The organism is Amycolatopsis sp. NPDC051071 (assembly GCF_040682875.1).
Lineage (GTDB): Bacteria > Actinomycetota > Actinomycetes > Mycobacteriales > Pseudonocardiaceae > Amycolatopsis.
Genome location: NZ_JBFBBY010000006.1, coordinates 1 through 20102, shown reverse-complemented (window position 1 = coordinate 20102; position 20102 = coordinate 1). Strand labels below are relative to the sequence as shown.

Genomic DNA, 20102 nt, shown 5'->3' with positions numbered 1-20102 from the left:
TGAGGCTTTGCCGGCAGTTCTCCGGAGACGACCGGCGCCTGGCGACGAACGCCCTATTACTCTGTCTTGGAAGGAAGTTGTTCAGTGACCCGTTTCGGCATCATCGGCGGCGGCCTCATGGGCCATGGAATCGCTGTCGCCCTCGCCCAGGCGGGTTACCGGGTCGGTGTCTTCGACGCCGACCCCGCCGCGCTCGCCGGCCTCGGGGAGCGCGTCGGCCAAGCGCTGTCCCGGAGCGCCACCCCGCCGGAGCGGGCCGGTGCGGTGGCTGACCGGATCTTCACCGTGGATTCCCTGGCCGTCCTGGCGGGACAGTCCGACATCGTGGTGGAGGCGGTGTCGGAACGCCTGGCCGTCAAACACGAGGTTCTGGCGGCCCTCGAACCGGATATCGCGGTCGATACTCCGGTGTGGACGAACACTTCGGTGCTGTCGATCAGTGAGGTGGCTCAGCCGATGCTGCACCCTCGGCGGCTGGTCGGGGTGCACTGGTGGAATCCGCCGTACTTGATTCCGCTGGTGGAGATCGCCCCCGGAGCCGACACCGAACCCGGCTTCGTGAAGCAGGCGCATGAGCTGATCACCGCGCTCGGCAAGACGTCGGTGCTGCTGCACCGGGACGTGCCGGGGTTCATCGGCAACCGTCTGCAGTTCGCCCTGGTCAGGGAGGCGCTGCACTTGCTCGACGAGGGCGTCTGCGAGCCGGAGACCATCGACACGGTCGTTCGGGCCAGCCTGGGGCTGCGGTGGTCCACGGTCGGGCCGATGGAGAACGCCGACTACATCGGACTGGACTTGACCAGGGCGATCCTGACCAGCCTCGCCCCCTCCCTGTCCGGCCGGACCTCTGCGTTCCCTACCCTCGATCGGCTACTGGCACACGATCAGGCGGGCCGCGCCGCCGGACGAGGATTGCTCGACTGGCCCGCTGGACAAGGGGACGAGGTGGCCGCACGCCTGGAGGACGGCATCCGCCACAATCTGCGCGTCCGGTGACGCCGGCAAGCCGATCGTCGGAGGTCACCCGACCCTGGGAAAACGCGCTGAACAACGCGGCTGACGATTACGGTGCCTCTATGAGGAGAGACTGTGCAGGCTGAACGCCCGTCGATACTGCAACTGGTGCTGGAGGGGGCGGACTTCGACGCCGCCGTGGCCCAGGCGCGGTCGGCGGGCTTGTCCGCGAAAGAGCTGGCGGAGCTGGAGCGTGAGCGGACGGTCGCGTTGCAGCTGCGCGAGACACTCATCCGGCACCGTCGCAACGAGGCCGAACTGCAGTTGCTCAACGACACCGCCAACGACCTGGCGTCGATGCGTGACCTCGACTCGATCCTGCAGGCCATCGCCGACCGGGCCCGCCGGTTGCTGGAATGCGACCTGGCCTACATCAGCCTCAGCGACCACGATCGCGGCGACTGCTTCATCAAGGCGGCCGCCGGGAACATCTCCGGACTGCTGGTCGGGCTGAGGCTGGCCGCCGGCACCGGACTCGGCGGAATGGTCGCTCGCACCGGAGAACCCTCCAGCGTGAGGAACTATCACAACGACCCCTCCTTCCTCCACACGGATCCGATCGACCGGACCGTCGCCGCCGAAGGCATCGAGTCCCTGCTGGCCGTGCCGGTGAAACTCAAGCAGGAAGTCATCGGCGTACTGCTTGCCGCCCACCGGGCGGTACGCTCATTCAGCAGCCGCGACACCAACGCGCTCATCATGCTCGCCAACCACGCCGCGGTGGCGATCGAGAACTCCCGGTTGCTGACCGCGGCGCAGACCGCCGTCGAAGACCTGCGCGTCGCCAACGCCACCATCGGCTCACATGTCGACGATCTGGAACGCACCGTCGACGTGCACGAGCGGTTGACCAAGCTGGTCATCCAGGGCAAGAGCGTCGACGAGGTCGTCCACGCCACCGCGGCCGCGGTCCCCGGCCAGGTCCTGATCGTCGACGAGCACGGTGCCGTCGTCACCTCCTCTGACCAGGACGAGGAGCCGCCTTTCGAGCTGGCCGAAATCGGCGTCGAAGCGCGGCGCTCCGGCCACACCCTCGTCCGCGACCACATCTGCGTGGTTCCGATGATCACCGAATCCGAGCCGCTGGGCACCCTCGTCCACCTCGGCACGACGACGATCAACGACACCGATCGCCGTATCCTCGAACGTGCGGCCCTGGTCGCCACCCTCGTGCTCGTCACCCGACGGCGGATGGCCGAAGCCGAAGCGCAAGTGCGCGGTGAATTACTCGGTGAACTGCTCACCCAGAAAATCCACGACTACGATCAGCTGCGGCATCGCGCGTCGATCCTCGGCGTCGACCTCGACACCTGCCGCGTCTTGGTGGTCGCGCATCTGGACAGACCGGCGCGCGAACGGATCTACCCGGCGCTCGCCGCACTGGCCCGCCGATTCCGCGGCCTCGCCACCCACCACCATGGCGCGGTCGTCCTCCTCGCTCCCGGCGACGACCCTCGTGCGGTGGCACACGCCGCCTCCCGCGAGCTGTCCCGCACCTCGCGCCACCGGGTCACCGCCGGGGCCGCGCTCGTGCCGCACCCCACCGCCGTCCTCGCCGCCCACGATGAGGCCGCGAAGTGCGTGCGCGCCCTGCTCGCGCTCGGCCGGCACGGTGAGACGGCCGAAGCCGGAGACCTCGGCTTCGTCGGCGTCCTGTTCAACGGCCACCCCGACGTCTCCGGCTTCGTCCAAGCCACCCTCGGGCCGGTGCTGGACTACGACCGGACACACCGGGCCGATCTCGTGCGCACTATCGAAGCCTTCTGCGCCACCAACCAAAACGCCCGCAACACCGCCCAAACCCTGCACCTGCACCACAACACCGTCTCCCAGCGGCTCAACCGGGTCCGCCTCCTGCTCGGCGACCAGTGGCGCGACGCCGACCGGCTCCTCGAAATACAGATCGCTTTACGGCTACACAAAATCAGTGGCACCTGACCCGTAGCCCCTGGAGGATTCTCGCCCGTGGCGTAGGTCATCGACGGTGCCGGGCAAGACCGGAGTTGGTTGCGCACGATGCCGCACTCGATGGTGCGGTCCTGGCGAAGCGTCGTCATGGAATGTCAACGACCCACACTTTCCGGCAGTACAGCGGGAGATCGTGCCGCAGGTGTGCGCTTGTCCATGTCGCGACGCCATTCAGTGTGACCTCGGCACATCGCGGAGAGGGCGTCGTGCTGCCTAACCTGATGCCCCGCACCGAGGCGGAAACAAGGGAGATCCCATGAGAAAGGTGTTCCGGGCAGCCGTTCTGGTCATCCCGCTGCTCACCGCGATCGCCGTTCCGGCCGCCGCGCAGGACCGCTCCGCAGCCGAGCGATGCAACGGCCTCAACGGCCTCCCGATTCCCGCGACCGTGCTCGGCCTGCCCACTTCCGGCGGCCAGGTCACCGCCACCCAGGTCGTCGACGCCACCGCGACCACCGGGCAGTACTGCCGGGCCGACGCCACCATCGGGCCGGTGGACCCGGCCGCGCCGTCGATCAAGCTGCGCGTCGCGTTGCCGACCCAGTGGAACCGCCACGCGTTGATGTTCGGCGGAGGCGGTTATGACGGCACCATCCCGAACATCGCGGCGAACGTCCCCTTCGGCCCCAGTGACCAGCCCGCGCCGCTGGCCCGCGGCTACGTCACCTTCGCCAGTGATTCCGGGCATCAGGCCACGCCGGGATTCCCGCCGAGCACGACCCTCGATGGCTCCTTCGGACTTAACGACGAAGCCGTGCGTAACTTCGCCGGTGACGCGCTGAAGAAGACCCGTGACGCGGCCATGTACCTCGTTGGCAAGCGCTACTCGGGCGCGAAGCCGTCCCACAGTTTCTTCGCCGGAGGGTCCAGCGGTGGGAGGGAGGCGCTCGCCGTCGCCCAACGCTGGCCCGCGGATTTCGACGGGGTGATCTCGGCCTATCCCGCGTGGAACGCGGCCAGCCTCGACTTGTTCTTCGGCTACGAGGCCCGGCTTCTCGCTGAGCCCGGCGCGTTCCCCGGCCCGGCGAAACAGGCTCTGCTGTATCGCGGCGTCATCGCCGCATGCGACCGCGACGACGGGCTTGGCGACGGTGTCGTGTCCAATCCGGACGGCTGCCACTTCACCCCATGGACGCTACGATGCGCCGGGGGACTCGACTCCGGGGATTCCTGCTTGTCGGACAAGCAGATCCGAGCTGTCGAACGGATCTCTTCGCCGCTGTACTGGAATTACCGCCTGCGCAGCGGTGAGCGCGGCTACCCGGGATTCCCGTTCCTGTCCGGCGCCACCATGACCACCGCGTTGCTCGGGATGGGAACCCAGGCCCCGGCCGTCCCGATGCCGACGACGAGCGGCTACGGCCCGCAGTTCTGGGACCAGTGGGTGCGCTACTTCATCACCCGCGATCCGGCCTACAACTCCCTGACCGTCGACCCCCGGCACCCCGGTAGATGGACGCGGCGCATCGCGGAACTGTCGGCGCTGCAGGACGTCAACGACCCCGATCTGCGGCCGTTCGCCAGAGCCGGCGGGAAACTGCTGCTCCTGCACGGAGCCGCCGACGAACTCGTCAGCTCCCGATCCACCGCCGAGTACTTCCAGCGTGTCCAGCAGGTCGTCGGCCGCCACGACACCGACCGGTTCGCCCGCTTCTACGTCGTGCCCGGCGCCAACCACGTCAACGTCGGCGCCGCCTTCGCCGCCGGCTGGGACTCGCTCACCGCGCTGGAGCGCTGGGTGGAGCACGGCGCGGCACCGGTCCGGCCGGTGGTCACCGATGTGAACCCCGCGGCCGCGCAGCGCACCCGGCCGTTGTGCCAGTACCCCTCATGGCCCCGCTACCTCGGCGGCGACCCGCACACGGCCGCCAGCTTCACCTGCCAGAAATAGCCTCACGGCGCTTCAGCCGTGCCGACACCTTCATGGGAGCTTTGATGACAGAAACCAACGAACGCACCGCCTCCCCGCCCCGGACCGGGATGGGCCGCGTCGTCGTCGCCAGTCTCGTCGGCACCGCGGTCGAGTGGTACGACTTCTTCCTCTACGGCGCCGCGGCCGCGTTGGTGTTCAACAAGCTGTTCTTCCCGAGCAGCGATCCCTTGGTGGGGGTGATGCTCGCGTTCCTGACCTATGCCCTCGGCTTCGTCGCCCGCCCCATCGGCGGGCTGGTGTTCGGGCACTTCGGTGACCGCCTCGGCCGCAAGAAGCTGCTCATGGTCAGCCTGGTGCTCATGGGCGTGTCCACCGCGGCCATCGGCCTGCTCCCCACCTACGGCAGCATCGGCGTGTGGGCCGCGGTCATCCTGACCACCCTGCGCCTGGTGCAGGGCTTCGCCGTCGGAGGTGAATGGGGTGGCGCCGTGCTGCTGATCAGCGAGCACGGCTCGGCCGAGCGCCGCGGGTTCTGGGCCAGCTGGCCACAGGCCGGTGTCCCTGTCGGCAACCTGATGGCCACCGGCGTCCTGGCGATCCTGGCCGCCACCATGGACGACGCGGCGTTCTTGAGCTGGGGCTGGCGCATTCCCTTCCTGTTGTCCGGTGTGCTCGTCATCCTCGGCTTCTGGATCCGCTCCGCAGTCGAAGACGCCCCGACGTTCATCAAGGCCAAAGCCCTGGCGGACGCCGGTGAGGCGCCTCGTCGCGCTCCCGCGCTGGAAGCGTTGCGCCGACACCCCAAGCAGATCCTCATCTGCATGGCCGCCCGGGTCGGGGAGAACATCTCCTACTATGTGATCACCGCGTTCGTGCTCACCTACGTCACCACCCACCTCAAGCTGTCCAGCGGTGTCGTCCTCACCGCCCTTCTCGTCGCCAACGTCGTTCACCTGGTGGCGATCCCGGTGTTCGGGGCGTTGTCCGACCGGGTCGGCAGGCGCCCGGTCTATCTGGCCGGTGCCCTCGGCACAGCCGCGTGGGCGCCGGTCTTCTTCCATCTCCTCGACACGCGACAGCCCGGCCTCATCATCGTGGCCGTGACGGGAGGTCTGCTCATGCACGCCGCCATGTACGGTCCGCAGGCGGCGTTCTTCGCCGAGCAGTTCGACATCGACGTCCGATACAGCGCCACCTCCATCGGCTACCAGGTCACCTCCATCGTTGCCGGCTCCCTGGCACCGCTCATCGCGGTCGCGCTGCTCCAGAGCTACGGCACCGCCACCCCGATCGCCATCTACGTCGCCATCGGCGCCGCCGTCTCGGTCCTCGGCATTTTGGCGGCCAAGGAAACCCGCCAGCGCGGCCTTGCCAAACCCGCTGGCCATTGACCCCAGCTGTGGGGCGAGACCCAATAGGAACGGATCCGGCGAGCCCCGATGGTCCGAGCAGCCTCGACTCGTGTATGTGGAGTCCGCACATATGAGGCAACCCATGAAACTATTAGCGTGAAGAAATCAACTTGTCGACGTATATCGAAGATATTCCTGATTCGCGAGGAGATAGACGTCATGACGGACGTGGTGATCGTCGACGCGGTACGGACACCCATCGGCAAGGGCAAGCCGAACGGCACACTGGCCGGGATACATGCGGTCGATCTGCATGCCCATGCCCTGAGCTCAACCTGACCCGGATCGAGCGGGCCGAGTTGCTGCGTCTGCGCGGGCAGGTGTGCGACGGCACTCCGCGATCGGGATGCCCACTCCCGACAACTTGCGCCGCTCGTGTTCGAATGTCGGTTGCCCGTCGCCGTCGCCCGGAAGCAAACCGCGCTTCCAGTAGTCGCGGAAGCTGCGGCGTTGAAGCATGCCTCGGGCGGTGAACGGGAGGGCGTCAGGCAGTGCTTGCAATGGGGTCAGGCTGACGAGTGGATCGGCTGCGAAACGACAGGTGGCTGCACTGATCCTCTTTGGACGGTCTACCGTGCGCCGCCACATAGATTTTCACACAAGCATGGTGTCCGGCCACCTGGTTGACCCAGCCTGCCCGGTCTTACCATCGCTGCTTCCTCTCAACGTCGACAAGGAAGCCACCATGCACAAATCTATTGTCGCCGGGTTCGCCGTGGTGGTTGCCGCCGCGCTCACCGGCATGGGAGTGTCCAGAGCTGAATCGTCTGCGGCCTCCCTGGTCCAGGTCCCGTCGTTCGGCGCCAACCCCGGGGCCCTCTCGATGTACACCTACACACCGGCTGGTCTGGAGACAGACCGCCCGATCGTTGTCGCTTTGCACGGCTGCACGCAGAGCGCGGCCGACTATCATGCTCACTCCGGCTGGCCGGAATTGGCCGACAAGTGGCGGTTCGCGGTGGTTTTCCCGCAGCAATCAACAGCGAACAACGCCCAGAAATGCTTCAACTGGTTCTCCACCGCCGACGACACCCGCGGTTCAGGGGAAGCGGCGTCGATGAAATCCATGGTGGACACGGCGATCGCCACCCATAGATCGAACCGCTCCCGGGTATTCGTCACCGGGCTGTCGGCAGGCGGTGCCATGGCGGCGAACCTGCTCGCCGCCTATCCCGACGTCTTCGCCGCCGGCGGCATCAACTCCGGACTGCCGGCGCAGTGCGCCACGAGCATCGTGCAAGCAACGAACTGTCAGCGCAACAACCAGAACTTGACGCCGGTGCAATGGGCATCACGGGTAAAAGCGCAGTATCCCGGCTACAGCGGGCCGATGCCGCGCGTCGCGATCTGGCAGGGCACCGCCGACTACACCGTCTATCCCGTCAACGGCACAGAGCTGCGGGACCAGTGGACCGCAGTGCACGGATTGTCCCAGAACCCCACGAGCACACAATCTCTGCCCGGCGGCACGACGCTGACCAGCTACGCCGACAGCGGTGGCGCGACTCGCGTGCAACTGTATTCGGTCGCGGGGATGGGCCACGGCACGGCGGTGGATCCGGGCACGGGCCCGACGCGATGCGGTAGCACCGGGGCGTACTTCCTGGCGGCGATCTGCTCGAGCTACTACACGGGCACGTTCTTCGGCTTAGACGGCGGCTCGCCAGACCCGCGTCCCACCACCACGACAACGATGCCCACAATCAGTACTTCCACGACCGCGCCGCCGACCGGGCCATGCGTGACGGCGAGCAACTACGCCCATACGCAGGCCGGTCGTGCATGGCAAAACGGCGGCTGGACGTACGCCAATGGCTCTGACCAGAGCATGGGCCTGTGGAACGCCTACACGACCCACGCCCTGCGGGCGACGTCACCTGACTACTGGGTACTCGCCGACGGGCAGTGTTAACGGCTGCAAGCGGTTGTCGCGCAGTATTTCGCCTGTCCAGTGGACGCCGACCGCCTGCGGCGGGGTTGCCGTCTGTCTGGTCGAAGCGCGAAAAACAAGACGATCGCCGTCTATGCTAGAGGCTTAAATGCACCCGGTCGGCGGTATTCCGGTTTGGCCGCCTCATGTAATCGGGGTCTGCCTGTCGCGGCCTGCGGACCTGATCACATCGCATCAATTCTTGACGTTGTATCGACAGTGAGCGCACCACTCTTGTTATATGTTCACGCGATACATTCAAGAGCCGTTAATACTGTTACTCACGCCCACTGCTTTTTATCCGGTTCGCTTATAGGCTGATTTCACCGCCGCCAAATAGTCCAGTTGTCTTCAATGACGAAGGGAACATTATGCGCAGTGTAATCAAGCGGGTTGTGTCGATCGGTGCGGGCCTCGCGTTGACGTCGGGGGTGATGCTGGGCGCGACCGCGGCATCGGCCGGGGAGTTGCCCGCGAATGGCGCGCAGCAGCTGATGGCGAAGCTCGCCACGAAAGCCTCCCAAAGTGAACCGAACTGCGACGTGCAGATTCGCAGGCTCATAGCGTTCGCGAGCTGCACGTCCGCCAAATTCGACGCGTTCTACTTGGTCGCCGGGGACGAGGCTGGCAATGTGCAGGAGAGCTCGCCGATCTTCTACCAGGGCTCCGCCGGTACCACGTTGGTCTTCGAGAAGCAGGTGATCTTCGCGCAGATCCGCGCAGTGCAGCCGGACCTCGAGGCGGGCAAGGTCCGCGTCCAGCAGGGCTGACACCACGCGGTGACCGCACGGCGCGCATCGGCGGACGCCGTGCGTCTGTCGCCATGATGTATCGCGGCGCGTTGGGAAAGGCCGGGAAATGTCAGGTCGTGGGTGGCTGCGCGGGCACCGATCCTGGCCGTTGGGCGACAGTGAACGCACCGCCTTGTTATATGTTCACACGGTACATTCACGAGCCGTTAATACTGTTTATCACGCCCACTGCTTTTATCCGGCTCGCTTATGGGCTGATTTTTCCGCCGCCGGATAGTTTAGTTGACTTCAATGATGAAGGGAACATTATGCGCAGTGTAATGAAGCGTGTTGTGTCGATCGGTGCGGGCCTCGCGCTGACGTCGGGGGTGATGCTGGGCGCGACCGCGGCATCGGCCGGGGAGTTGCCCGTCAATGGCCCGCAGCAGTTGATGGCGAAGCTCGCCACGAAGGCTTCTCAGGGCGAATCGAGGTGCGAAGTGGTCATCAACAAGGTCAGGGTGATCGCGGGCTGCACGTCCGCCGAGTTCGACTCCTTCTACGTCGTCGCCCAGGACGTGGACGGCAACCTGCAGAAAAGCTCACCGATCATTTACCAAGGCTCTGCCGGGACGGTATTGACCTTCAAGAGGCCAGTGGCCTACGCGCAGATCCTCGACGTGCAGCCGGACTATCAGCCGGGCAAGATCCGCACCCGGCAGGGCTGACACCGGGTGACCGCACGGCGCGCAACGGCGGTCGCCGTGCGGTCACCTCGTCGGCCAGTGGAAGCCCGCCGGTCGACGAGGAGCGGAACGCCATCGGCACGCGGACCGCTGCCCGCAGGCCCTCGATGATGACCGTGCAGTCACCGGCCTGCTGCTGCACCCTCACCGCGTGCTCCCCGCTCAAAGCTCCCGGACACGAGGAACTCGTGTGGCCCGGCACCACCGCGGAGGTCCTCGCCGGTCTGAAGCCCGCTTTCCGTACCGCCGCTGGGGAAACGGCCGTTCCCGCAGCTTGGCTGGCAAGCGTCCGCCGGTAACTCGTCGCCAATCAGCGACGGCGCCGCTGCGGCGCCGATCACCAGCGACGAGACCGCGAAGGCACTTGGGTTGCGTCCACGAGCCCAGATCGAGACTTCGGACCACGCCCGGCACTGTCCGGTGAGGCGATGCCCGCGCTGCCGAACGCGACGCCCTCGGCTGTCGTGACCTGCGCTGAGCTGCGGATCGACGACCCCGTCGCCTGGGCAGACGCGTTACGGTCGCCAGCGGGCGCTGACCTCCGACTTTCGCTGGAAGACGTAACCGAGTTCCTCTCGGTGGCGTGGAAGGCAGCGACCGAAATCTTGCCGACACTGATTACACCGGACCTGTACGGCGGGCGGTGGGCTGGCCCGATAAGACCGGGCATCGGCCGGGAATCGGGTTCACGGCCCAAAAGCGCGGGTGTACCAGTCCTCGACGGCGTCGAAGGATCCGAAGAACGGGACGTCTGCGACATGATGATGATCCGCGTGTCGCGCTCGTGTTCACCCCGCCTGGTCCTCGACCTCTGACGAGTGGGCCGGCCGGAGGACGAGGCAGACGAATCCGAAGGTTTCCCGATAGACGCGCAGCCATTCCTCACGATGGGTGGCGGCCGCGGCGAGTGCGTGGGCGCTGTCCGGATCATGGGGGTGATCGAGTGCCCACGAGGCCAAGGTCCCCGTCCAGTCCCATTCGTAGGCGTCGAGTTCACGGCGGGTGCTGACGTGCCCGTAGACGGGAATCCATCCGTCGGCGACGACACGGTCGACGGTGGTGGCCAGGTCGGTGAAGTCGCCGAGCATCTCCACCGCTTCCGGTGACGGATCGCGCTCCCAGAAGCCGTCACCGACCAGGACTCGCCCGCCGGGAGCAAGGTGTTCGCGGGCGGCGGCGAGAGTGGGTAGAAGGCCACCGAAAGCATGCGCGGCTCCGACACTGAGGACCAGGTCGAATCGTTCTGTGGAGGTGAAGTCCGCGGCCTTGGCGTGGTGGAGGTCGAGCCGGTCCGCGACGCCGAGGGTCTCCGCCGTATCGCGAGCACGCGTCAACGCGCTCTCGGAGAGGTCGACCCCCACGGCCCGCGATCCCGGATTGGCGACCAAAGCCCGCAGCAGCCACTCGCCTCCACCGCAACCGAGATCGAGAACACGCCCGTCACCGTCCCCTGTCCCGCGCTCCAACAGTTGTCGTACCGACTCGTCGTCCAGCGGGGAGGCCACTGGATGACGCGCGTGAGCGAGCAGGGAGATCCGTTCACGATGCATGCGGAGACCATGGCACCGGGGCCTACCGCGGGCAATCACTTTATTCGATCATGGAGTGGTGAGGTGGCAGGTGAAGAAGTCGGCGACCTTGTCGATCGAGGGACCGCCGCGCTCGACGACGAGACCGAAGTGTTCGCAATCGCTCATCCTTTGAGTCCTTGGCGGTCTTCGGATGGCACGATCGCACTATCGGAGCACAGGTCGACACACCCGACGGCCCCCGCTGGCTGAGGGTCATCAGCGAACACGAGCGCTGGGTGCCCGACGCCGCGATCGCCGACGACATGGTTTTCCGCGGCCCGGTCGATCTGCCCCCAGTGTGGTGGGCCTCCTCGCACCGCGGGCTGAACGCGGTCGGGGAGGTACGTGACGCGAAACGGGTGGTCATCGGCGACGAGGTGCTCCGCTATCGGCTGCACGCGGCGTTCGACGCCGACATCGAGGTGGACAGGCTCGACTGGTCGTGTGCCCACGGCGACATGCACCGCGCGGCTACGACGCCGCGGTCCTGTATCGCGCGAGCATCCTGCTGCCAGATCTCGCCCGTCAGGTAGGAATGGAAACCACCCGTTCAGGCACCTCGAACACAGTTGGGGATCAGCCTCGTCGGAGGACCGCTTTGGCTTTGCCGATCACCGGATCGATCAGGTTTCGCGGATGGAATCGTTTTTGTTTCGGTATGGCGGGTTCCGCGGGTATCGGAGGTTCGTGGTCCTGATCATCTGACACTTGCGCGGGGTCCGGGTCCATCGTCAGCTCCCCGGCGATCGCTCCCGTTTCCGCGGGCCGTTGCCGCGGCACCACGGCGTCGGTTCGAGGTTCAGGGTTGTCCGTCGACGGTGACGTGACAGGAGCGGCTTCGTGGATCGGGGCGGCGTGCGCAGTGGGGACCGGGCTCGCGATCGGTGGACGCGCGTGCGCGGCAACCGGCCCGGGTCGCGTAAGTGCTTGCGGTTCGGCAGCAGGCCGCGCTGGCCTGGGTGGCCGATCTTGGTCCGGGAGAGGAGTTTGCAACGGTGCCTGGTCGGCGAGTGCAGCCGGGGTGATCGCCGGGGTCATCAGCGGGGTGTGCGCGGCGTCGGCATTCGGCAACGCCGGTCCGCGGGCAAGAGGATAGCGCGCGAACACGTCCTCGACCGGTTCGTCACGTCGAGCGTCGTTCCGCTGGTGGAAACGGACGAGACCGTAAACGCCGAGTAGACCGAGCAGTCCGGCCAAGCCCCACCACGCCGTCATCGTCATCCTCACCTTCTTCGGTCACCTGTTCTGTCCAGGTTGCCCCCGTACGGATCCGTGAACCCGAAATGCCCCGAGTAGGTGACTCCAGTAACGCTCTCTGCAGGTCGGGGAGTGACTGCTCCACGTCGAGCACTGCCGCGAAGGGGTCGCCGCGCTCGGCCAGGCGGCCGGGCACGCACGTCGCTGATCGTCCCTCGGTCCAACCGACGGCCAATGGATGTGCTGGCGCCTTACCGGGCGGATATCCGCTCATGCCGCGATGAGCACATTCGGCCGGTGCGCTGTCGTGCGGATGAGCGGAGGGCTCGCAACGCTCATCGGCAGATCAGGGGCGGAGAACCACTTTGCCGAGGTTGGCGCGGGTCTCGATGATCTCGTGTGCTGACGCGGCGCTGGACAAGGGGATTTCGGCGTGTACGACGGCTCGTAGCTGTCCGGTCTGGTGGAGTTGCCATAGTTGCTCGTGGTGACGGTCGTAGAGTTCGCGCTGGGTGTTGGCGAACCGGGCCATGGTGAGGCCGGTGATGGTCTTGGAGCCGGCGAGCAGATCGAAAGCGGGCACTGTGCCGCCACCGGAGTTGAAGAAGATCAGCCGTCCGCCGGGTCGCAGCGCGGCGACAGCGCGGGTGAGCAACTCACCACCGACGCCGTCGAGTACCACGTCGACGGGATCGCCCCAGCTGTCACTGTCGTAGATGACGACTTCGTCGGCTCCGAGGCCGTGCAGGAAGTCCGCCTTGCCGGGTGAGCTGACGGCTGCCACGACCCGCTTGACCCCTTGGATTTTCGCCAGTTGGACCGCGAGGTGCCCCACACCGCTGGCCGCGCCGGTGATGAGTATGGATTCGGCTGCAGTGACACTGGCGGTCGACAGCGCACCGAGCGCGACGTGTCCGCTGCGTACCAGTGCGACAGCCTGTACGCAGCTGGCGTCGTCGGGGATGCGGCTCGCCATGAGGGTGGGAGCGAGGACCACATCGGCGTAGGCGCCGGTGAAGGTCAGCGATGTGACCCGATCCCCGACCGTGAAGCCGGTCACCCGCGGGCCGACAGCGATAATTTGCCCGGCGATCTCCCCACCGAGCACGCCCGGTAGCGGCGCGCGGTCGCCTTCGCCGCGGACTTTGCGCACCGACGGCAATGTCACGCCGATGGCTTCGGTCTGCACCAAAAGCTCACCAGGCCCCGGTTCGGGTGCCGGGGCTTGTTCGAGGCGGAGCACCTCCGGACCGCCGTATTCGTAGAAGCGGACTCGGCGCATGACTACCTCCAGGTTGTTGGGTAGTCCCAACGATAACGGAATCTGTTGGGTATTCCCAATGGTTTCGGTAGCCTGACGGTATGGTCGACGGCTCGTACGCCCCTGCCCGTATCCGGGCTCTCCCGAGTTGGCTCCTCGGCCGCGCCGCGGCCCGCGGTCATCGGTTGGTGGCAGAGGCGCTGGCTCGCGAGGGCCTGCGAATGATGCATCATGCGGTGCTGGCCGCCGTCGCCGAGCTGGGGCCGGTGTCTCAGGCGGATCTTGGCCGAAGCCTGCGCGTCGATCCCAAAGATATGGTCGCGATTGTCAACGATCTGCATCGAGAGGGGTTGATTGCCCGCACCTCCGATCCAGCCGACCGACGCAAGAACGCCATATCCATCTCGACCGCCGGGAGTCGACGCCTACGTCGTACCGAAAAGCTGGGTGACGAAGCCAATGACGAACTGACCGCCGCGCTCACGCCGGCAGAGCGTGAGCAACTCGTCGACCTGCTGGTTCGCATCGTCTCCCCGGTAGAACCGTCGTCATAGCGCTCGACTCGTCAAACAGTGAGTCTCAAGCGGTCGGCGAACGTCCTGTCAGGCCCTCCCTCAAATCAAGGTCATCCGACTACGTGTCGGCCCGTTGCAACCTCTCAGGTCAGTACACCTGGTTCGTGAACAGTAAGTGGTTGACCGGCAGCGTTCTTTGGGCATGAGGGCATGCGTGCTGACTCCCCGGCCGCCGCAACCCCCGCCTTCCTGCGGTTCGTCGTGGTCGCCGCACTGCCGGTCCGCGCCGTGGCCGCGGCAGCTGACGCCGAGCCGTCACATGTGGCGTACCAAGCCTGATTCCCAGGCCCACACGGCGATCTCGGTGCGGTTGCGGGCGGCGATCTTGCGCTGGATCGACGCGAGGTGGGTCTTGACCGTCGAGAGGGAGATGGTCAGCTCGCCGGCGATCTCAGCGTTCGTCCGGCCTCGCGCGATGGCCTGGGTGACGTCGAGTTCGCGCTGGCTCAGGGCAGGGTCGGCGCGGCGGGCGCGCCGCCGAATCGGGGATGAGGTGAAGTGGGCCAGCAGCCGGGTGGTTATCGAGGGTGAGACCAGGGCTTCGCCGTTCGCGGCCGCGTGGACTGCTTCCACGAGCAGGCCGGGGCCGGCGTCCTTGAGGAGAAATCCGCACGCACCGGCGCACAAGGCCTCGTGCACCAGCTCGTCGAGGTCGAAGGTGGTGACGACGAGAACGCGCAGCGGATCCTCGACGTCGGGTCCGGCGAGGCGCCGGGTGGCGGTGAGGCCGTCGACCAGCGGCATCCTGATGTCCATCAGCGTGACGTCGGGGCGCAAGTCTCGCGCCAGCGCCACCGCACGCTCACCGTTGTCCGCCTCGCCCACGACGGCGATGCCGGGCACACGTTCCAGGATGAGCCGGAATCCCGTGCGCACCATGGCCTGGTCGTCGGCCAGCAGGACTCGCAGGGTCACCGGGCCGAGTCCCCTTCCCGTTGCCGGGTCGTCGCCACTCCGCCTGGCAGGGGCAGTTCGGCGAGGACCCGCCAGCCGTGGTCGCCGTGCTCTCCGGCGGCCAGTCTGCCGTCGAGCGCGGCGATCCGCTCGCCCATCCCGATCAGCCCATACCCGCCCGCCGAGCGGCGCGTGCGGCTCGACCGCGGTCCGTCGTCGACGATTTCGACTCGCAGGTACCGGCGGTCGCCGGTGGGTTCGACGGTGACGGTGACCGTGCGGAAGTCGGCCGCGTGCTTGCGCACGTTCGTCAGCGATTCGAGTACCACGCGGTGGACGGTCGTCACCGTTTCCGGCGCGACCGCGAGGTCCGCCAGTCCGGGGGCCAGGCGCAGCGTGGCTCTTTCGTGCTCGCCTGCCGCGGCTTTGACGGTCTTGACCAGGTCGCTCGTGACGACGGGCGGAGTGTGGCCGTCCTCGCGCAGCATCATGACCAGCCGCCGCACCGCGCCGAGGGCTTCCGCGCCCGCGTGTTCGATTTCCTTGATCAGGTCGTGTTCGGGGCCGTCGGCCAGGATCACGCCCGCGGCCTGTGTGCGCACGACGACCCCGGTGATGTGGTGGGCGACCAGATCGTGCAGCTCCCGGGCCAGTTCCAGCCGCTCCCGTTCGCGGGCGGCCGCCAAAGCCGCTTCACGGCGGGAATCGCCGTCACGCAGGATCAGTCCGATCATGACGCTGCCGCCCCACAGCAAGGCCCACAGCACGGCGATGGTCAAGGTCGCGGAGGAGACGCCGAACCGCAGGATTGGGGCGGCGGCCATCGCCGGACCGCTGAGCACCGCGAGCCCGACGGCGAGGACGCGGGGCAACCGGTGACACGCCGCCCCGGTCAGCAGCATCAACGCCGTGATTTCGGAATCACCACCGATCTCCGCGGTGGGCTTCGCGAGGAATCCCGCCGCGCTGCAAGCCAGCGAGAGACCGATTCCCGCCGCGGCGAGCGCCGCGGTCCGCTCTGGGAAACGGCGCCGCGCCAGCGCGAGCACGGCGATCGAAACGCCCGCGGCGAAGTAGAGGATCTCGCCCGAGGGCGCCTGGTCCGGCAAGACCAGGCGCCGCGTGAGCTGTTCGAGGTTCAGGCCCGCCAGGACCACGACCTCGGCGATCGCCAGGCCGCGGGCCGGCCGTGTGGTGGGGTTCGGGAGCACGGAGCCGTCCTTCCTGCGTCACGGGCCGTTGTCCAGGTGATCATCCTGCGGTCAGTGGGGTTCCGCAGCGCAGGCGAGGTCGTGGTCCGGGCGCTGACCAGTGGTCAGGAATGCGGTCGCCGCGGTGTCGGCGCAACGGTTTCCGACGTAGGGGTACACGCCGTGCCCGCCCGCGTCGACGGTGATCATGCGGGCACGGTCGCCGAACGCCGTGCGCAGCTGCTCGGCGCCGGCCAGCGGTGTCGCCGGGTCGCGCAGGTTCTGGAGCATGAGCACGTTCGACGGGCCGCCGCGGTCGCCGACGCGCACGGGCGGTTCGGCAGGCGACGGCCAGAACGCGCAGGGCTGCACGTTGGCGCCGGCGGCGCCGAACATCGGGTGGCGGAGCCGGTCGAGAGCGACGGTGGCCTGGTAGGTGGCCACCGACCGCGGCCAACGCGAATCGGCGCAGATCATGTGGTAGCGCCCGGAAATCAGATTGTCCGCAGTGGATGGATTGCCGCCGGGGCCGAGCGGGGGGAGTGGCTGATCGGTGTCGATCGCTTGCCAGATCTTGGCGACCAGTGGCATTCCCGCGTTGCTGAAGAGGAAGCCGTAGGTGAGCATTCGGAAGGTGGGGCCGTCGATGTCCCGCACGGGTTTCTTGTCGAGCTTCCCGGCGAGGTCGAAGTATTTCGCGGTGATTTGTGGGGGAGTGGAGCCCAAGTGGTAGGTGCTGTCCTGGGCGGCGGCGAACTTCGCGAAGTCCGGGAAGCGGTCGTCGAAGCCTTGGGCGTACAGCCTGTCGTTGGCGTAGTCCCAGCCGGTGGGGTGCACGTTGCTGTCGAGGATGATCCGGTCGCCGCGCTGCGGGAACAGCGTCGCGTAGACAGCGCCCAGGTGAGTGCCCCACGAGTAGCCGGCGAAGGAGATCTTCTCCTCCCCGAGCGCGGCACGGATGCTGTCCATGTCCCGCGCCGTGTCGGCCGTGCTGATGTGCGGCAGCATCCAAGAGGTCTTCGACGTCGCGCATTGCCGCGCGATCGCCTTCGACTGCTCGGCCCGCTTCGTCACGTCGGCGGCGTTACGCGCGTAGGGCGGGACGTTGCCGACGGCTTGCTGTTCCGGCGTCAGGTCACAGGTCACCGGGGTGCTGTGCCCGAGTCCTCGCGGGTCGAAGCCGATCACGTCATAGCTGTCCAGAACGCTGTGCGGCAGCTTGGCCGCGGCCAACTCGGCCGGGAACTTGAGGCCGGGCGCGGGCCCGCCAGGGTTGGTCAACAGGACACCCCGCCGTTTCCCGGGGTTGTTGCTGGCCAGCCGGGAGATGGCGACGTCGATCTGCCTCCCCTCGGGGGCCCGGTGGTCCAAGGGGACCTTGATCGTCGAGCACTCCAGGCCAGGGGCGGTGGCGTCGGCCGGACACGCCCCCCACCGCACCCCGCCCGGTGCCGCTCCCGCCGGTACCCCCGCGAGCATCCCGGTGCCGAGAACGCCGATCGCGAGCGCGATTGACCCTGTCTTCCTCATCCGATACCCCTCCGCCGAACGACACGGACGCGCCGGGATATCCCCGGCCGCGTGGTCTGTGAGTGAATCCCATTCTGTCGATCGGCGGGTGAGGCCGCATCGAGCGCGAGAATGGTTCGCGGCCGTTGTCGTATCGGTCAAAAGAACTAGGCGCGCAACGCCGCCGATAGTCGTCCTGATCGGAGTGAATCCACCCGCGGTGCGCGGACAGTCGCCGATGAACGGTCGGATCGGTGTCGGGGCGAAGGACGCGAAGGGTGCGCAAGGGCTCTCGCGGGTCCACAACTCGAATCCCACGCGTCGTCACACGGCACCATCATCACCCGGCGAAGTCGAGCAGGCCGCGACCGCGCTCGGCCGCGCCGTCGATCTCGCGGCCGGGGTCACCTCGGTACGGCCCGCGCGCCGGATCGAAACGGTGGCACGTCGTCTGACTCGCTACCGCCGAATTTGGCAGTCTCCGACCTGCTGACCCGGCTCGAGGTCTAGCTGGGCCGGGTGGACTCCTCGGCCCATGCGAGATAGTCGGCCGAGCCGCGGGCCAGCTCGACGGCCGTCACCTCGGGCTTGTTCCACGGGTGGTTTTCGATGATGTGCGCTTCCAGTTCGGCGTACCGTGTGTCGGTCGTCTTGAACGTAACGTTGAACTCCTCGCCACGGCCGGAGTCGCCGAGGTGCCAGAAGAACGATGTGACCGGACCGATGACCTGCGCGGTACCCGCCAGGCGCGCGGCGACCGCCGAACCTGCGAGCTTCTCGCCGGATTCTCGATCAGGGGTCGTGGTCGTCACGACAAGATGAACAGTCATGACCACAGGGTAGGGGTCGAGACGAACGCGGCCACGGCGACGACAACGGCGGCTACCGGCAAGGCAATGACATGCCGACTCATGGGTTTCTCCAGCGCCGTCGGTTCGAGCCCGGCCCGGCCCACTGGGAAACCATCCATTGTGGACGTGCTCGCTCAGAAGCGGGGAAGATCCAGCAGGTTGTTCTTCCAGATGCCGTCCGCCTTGGTGCGGAGGAATTTAGGGCCGAAGGTCGGTTTGATGATCTCCACGGCCACCCGGCGGATTCCCTCGTCCACGTAGGCCTTGCCGTCGTCGTCCTCGATCCAGGCCACGATCGCGGACACGAAACTCTCGCCGGTTTCGCCGCTGCCGGGGTTGCTCCAGCGCAGTTTCGTGATGTTCTCGTGGAATTTCCCACCTTCGAGCCGCGATGCGATGATCTTGATGGCCATGGTGCTACCTCTTCGGCTGGGTGCCCCCGAAGTGAACAGGGGTAATGCTGTACTCGCCGGTCGCCCACGCCCCGTTACGCCGTCCGGGCCTCGTGCCGCGAACGTTACGAGTTCGGGCGCGGCGCGTCCGTTCTGAGTCAGATGACGCAGACCGCGCGCGGCCTGCCATGTCAAAGTCCTCCCGCCGGCAGGGAAACACCAGCCGGACGAGAGGGGAAACAGACATGTGCGCCGTCCGAAAGACACCGGCCGGGCTCCTGGGTAGCGCGGGAATCGCCCTGGCCGTCATGGTTCTGTCCAGCTGTACGCCGGATCCGGCTCCGCAGGCCGCACCGGCCGCGCCCACGGCACCTTCGCCATCCGTCGCCGATCCGGCCGCGACGGTCACCTGGATGAACGGGTTCTGCGGCGCGGTCAGGGATTTCATCGACGGCAACAACAAGATGCCGACGTCCAGCGGTGAAACCGTCGAGGCCATCAAGAAAAGCACCAGCGAACAGCTGGGGCACTACGCGACCATTCTGGCCAAGACGGTCGACGGGCTCACCGCGCTACCCGCCGCACCGGTCCCGGCCGGTGACACGGCGAAGCAGGACTTTCTCGGGAAATACACCTCGGCACGCGACAAGACCGTGAAAGCGAAAGCCGATCTGGACGCGTCGGGAAAGAACGACACCGCGGCTCAAGGCCGTGCGGTCGAGGGGCTCATCTCCGCCCAGAAGGATACGCACAGTGCACTCGACCCGGTGAAGGCCATTATCGATTCCCCGGAATTGACCAAGGCCGCCGCTACGGCGGACCGCTGCCGCCCCTGAGGGGGGCGCCGGGAAGCAGGGGTCGGGTCTCGTGAGTGTTTTGGGTCGTTAGAACAACTTGGGTTCACGGGGTCGTTGCAACACCGATTGTGGTCGGAGGTTGTGGTGGCGGGTCGTGTGCCGTTGGGGCGGGATGTGCGGGTGCGGTTCTG

At 67.0% G+C, this 20102-nt stretch carries 20 protein-coding genes; 12 read left to right on the top strand and 8 right to left on the bottom strand.

Features of this window, described 5'->3' with window-relative positions:
* Positions 1 to 84 precede the first annotated feature (84 nt).
* The 7 genes from AB0M65_RS03430 (at position 85) to AB0M65_RS03400 (ending at position 9656) form a co-directional block, all read left to right on the top strand.
* Positions 85 to 996 (top strand): 3-hydroxyacyl-CoA dehydrogenase family protein, encoded by a 912-nt coding sequence (locus AB0M65_RS03430; protein WP_364020698.1) that lies wholly within the window; start codon positions 85 to 87, stop codon positions 994 to 996.
* Positions 997 to 1089: 93 nt separating this feature from the next.
* On the top strand, positions 1090 to 2952 hold the full coding sequence (locus AB0M65_RS03425) for a GAF domain-containing protein (protein ID WP_364020696.1): 1863 nt from the start codon (positions 1090 to 1092) through the stop codon (positions 2950 to 2952).
* Between the two features lie 286 nt (positions 2953 to 3238).
* A complete protein-coding gene (locus AB0M65_RS03420) occupies positions 3239 to 4873 on the top strand; it encodes a tannase/feruloyl esterase family alpha/beta hydrolase (RefSeq protein ID WP_364020695.1) in 1635 nt (544 codons plus the stop codon).
* A 44-nt stretch (positions 4874 to 4917) separates the two neighbouring features.
* Positions 4918 to 6246, top strand: coding sequence for an MFS transporter (locus AB0M65_RS03415; protein WP_364020694.1), 1329 nt, complete (start codon positions 4918 to 4920; stop codon positions 6244 to 6246).
* 562 nt (positions 6247 to 6808) lie between these two features.
* The gene (locus tag AB0M65_RS03410; RefSeq protein WP_364020692.1) at positions 6809 to 8179 is read left to right on the top strand and encodes a PHB depolymerase family esterase; all 1371 of its coding nucleotides are present in this window, start codon (positions 6809 to 6811) and stop codon (positions 8177 to 8179) included.
* 389 nt (positions 8180 to 8568) lie between these two features.
* Positions 8569 to 8967: a hypothetical protein gene (locus AB0M65_RS03405; protein ID WP_364020689.1), complete on the top strand. Its 399-nt coding sequence runs from the start codon at positions 8569 to 8571 to the stop codon at positions 8965 to 8967.
* A 161-nt stretch (positions 8968 to 9128) separates the two neighbouring features.
* Positions 9129 to 9656, top strand: a complete 528-nt coding sequence (locus AB0M65_RS03400; RefSeq protein ID WP_364020686.1) for a hypothetical protein — start codon at positions 9129 to 9131, stop codon at positions 9654 to 9656.
* Between the two features lie 806 nt (positions 9657 to 10462).
* Here AB0M65_RS03400 and AB0M65_RS03395 read toward each other — a convergent pair.
* Positions 10463 to 11224, bottom strand: a complete 762-nt coding sequence (locus AB0M65_RS03395) for a class I SAM-dependent methyltransferase (RefSeq protein ID WP_364020685.1) — start codon at positions 11222 to 11224, stop codon at positions 10463 to 10465.
* 158 nt (positions 11225 to 11382) lie between these two features.
* On the opposite strand from AB0M65_RS03395, the gene AB0M65_RS03390 reads away from it, so the two are divergent.
* Positions 11383 to 11778, top strand: coding sequence for a hypothetical protein (locus AB0M65_RS03390; RefSeq protein ID WP_364020683.1), 396 nt, complete (start codon positions 11383 to 11385; stop codon positions 11776 to 11778).
* Between the two features lie 43 nt (positions 11779 to 11821).
* Here the strand turns inward: AB0M65_RS03390 and AB0M65_RS03385 are convergent, their stop codons facing one another.
* Both AB0M65_RS03385 and AB0M65_RS03380 read right to left on the bottom strand, forming a co-directional pair.
* A complete protein-coding gene (locus AB0M65_RS03385; protein ID WP_364020680.1) occupies positions 11822 to 12442 on the bottom strand; it encodes a hypothetical protein in 621 nt (206 codons plus the stop codon).
* A gap of 346 nt (positions 12443 to 12788) precedes the next feature.
* Complete coding sequence (locus AB0M65_RS03380) at positions 12789 to 13724, bottom strand: zinc-binding dehydrogenase (RefSeq protein ID WP_364020678.1); 936 nt, start codon at positions 13722 to 13724, stop codon at positions 12789 to 12791.
* An 80-nt stretch (positions 13725 to 13804) separates the two neighbouring features.
* Here AB0M65_RS03380 and AB0M65_RS03375 point away from each other — a divergent pair, with 80 nt between their 5' ends.
* Together AB0M65_RS03375 and AB0M65_RS03370 are read left to right on the top strand one after the other, a co-directional pair.
* The gene (locus tag AB0M65_RS03375; protein WP_364020676.1) at positions 13805 to 14257 is read left to right on the top strand and encodes a MarR family winged helix-turn-helix transcriptional regulator; all 453 of its coding nucleotides are present in this window, start codon (positions 13805 to 13807) and stop codon (positions 14255 to 14257) included.
* Between the two features lie 171 nt (positions 14258 to 14428).
* On the top strand, positions 14429 to 14557 hold the full coding sequence (locus AB0M65_RS03370; RefSeq protein WP_364020673.1) for a hypothetical protein: 129 nt from the start codon (positions 14429 to 14431) through the stop codon (positions 14555 to 14557).
* Here AB0M65_RS03370 and AB0M65_RS03365 read toward each other — a convergent pair.
* The 3 genes from AB0M65_RS03365 to AB0M65_RS03355 are packed head-to-tail and all read right to left on the bottom strand — an operon-like array spanning position 14534 to position 17892.
* A complete protein-coding gene (locus AB0M65_RS03365) occupies positions 14534 to 15193 on the bottom strand; it encodes a response regulator transcription factor (protein ID WP_364020672.1) in 660 nt (219 codons plus the stop codon). The genes AB0M65_RS03370 and AB0M65_RS03365 overlap by 24 nt on opposite strands.
* On the bottom strand, positions 15190 to 16383 hold the full coding sequence (locus AB0M65_RS03360) for a histidine kinase (protein ID WP_364020670.1): 1194 nt from the start codon (positions 16381 to 16383) through the stop codon (positions 15190 to 15192). Before AB0M65_RS03360 ends, AB0M65_RS03365 begins: the two co-directional genes overlap by 4 nt.
* Before the next feature lie 51 nt (positions 16384 to 16434).
* A complete protein-coding gene (locus AB0M65_RS03355; RefSeq protein WP_364020667.1) occupies positions 16435 to 17892 on the bottom strand; it encodes an alpha/beta hydrolase in 1458 nt (485 codons plus the stop codon).
* Positions 17893 to 18109: 217 nt separating this feature from the next.
* Here AB0M65_RS03355 and AB0M65_RS03350 point away from each other — a divergent pair, with 217 nt between their 5' ends.
* Positions 18110 to 18364, top strand: coding sequence for a hypothetical protein (locus AB0M65_RS03350; RefSeq protein ID WP_364020666.1), 255 nt, complete (start codon positions 18110 to 18112; stop codon positions 18362 to 18364).
* A 13-nt stretch (positions 18365 to 18377) separates the two neighbouring features.
* On the opposite strand, the gene cutA is transcribed toward AB0M65_RS03350, so the two are convergent.
* Entirely contained in the window at positions 18378 to 18701 is a 324-nt protein-coding gene (gene cutA, locus AB0M65_RS03345) for a divalent-cation tolerance protein CutA (RefSeq protein ID WP_364020663.1), read from the bottom strand.
* Between the two features lie 155 nt (positions 18702 to 18856).
* On the bottom strand, positions 18857 to 19135 hold the full coding sequence (locus AB0M65_RS03340; RefSeq protein WP_364020661.1) for a DUF3892 domain-containing protein: 279 nt from the start codon (positions 19133 to 19135) through the stop codon (positions 18857 to 18859).
* A 224-nt stretch (positions 19136 to 19359) separates the two neighbouring features.
* Between AB0M65_RS03340 and AB0M65_RS03335 the strand changes: the two genes are divergently transcribed.
* On the top strand, positions 19360 to 19950 hold the full coding sequence (locus tag AB0M65_RS03335; protein WP_364020659.1) for a hypothetical protein: 591 nt from the start codon (positions 19360 to 19362) through the stop codon (positions 19948 to 19950).
* Positions 19951 to 20102: the final 152 nt, after the last annotated feature.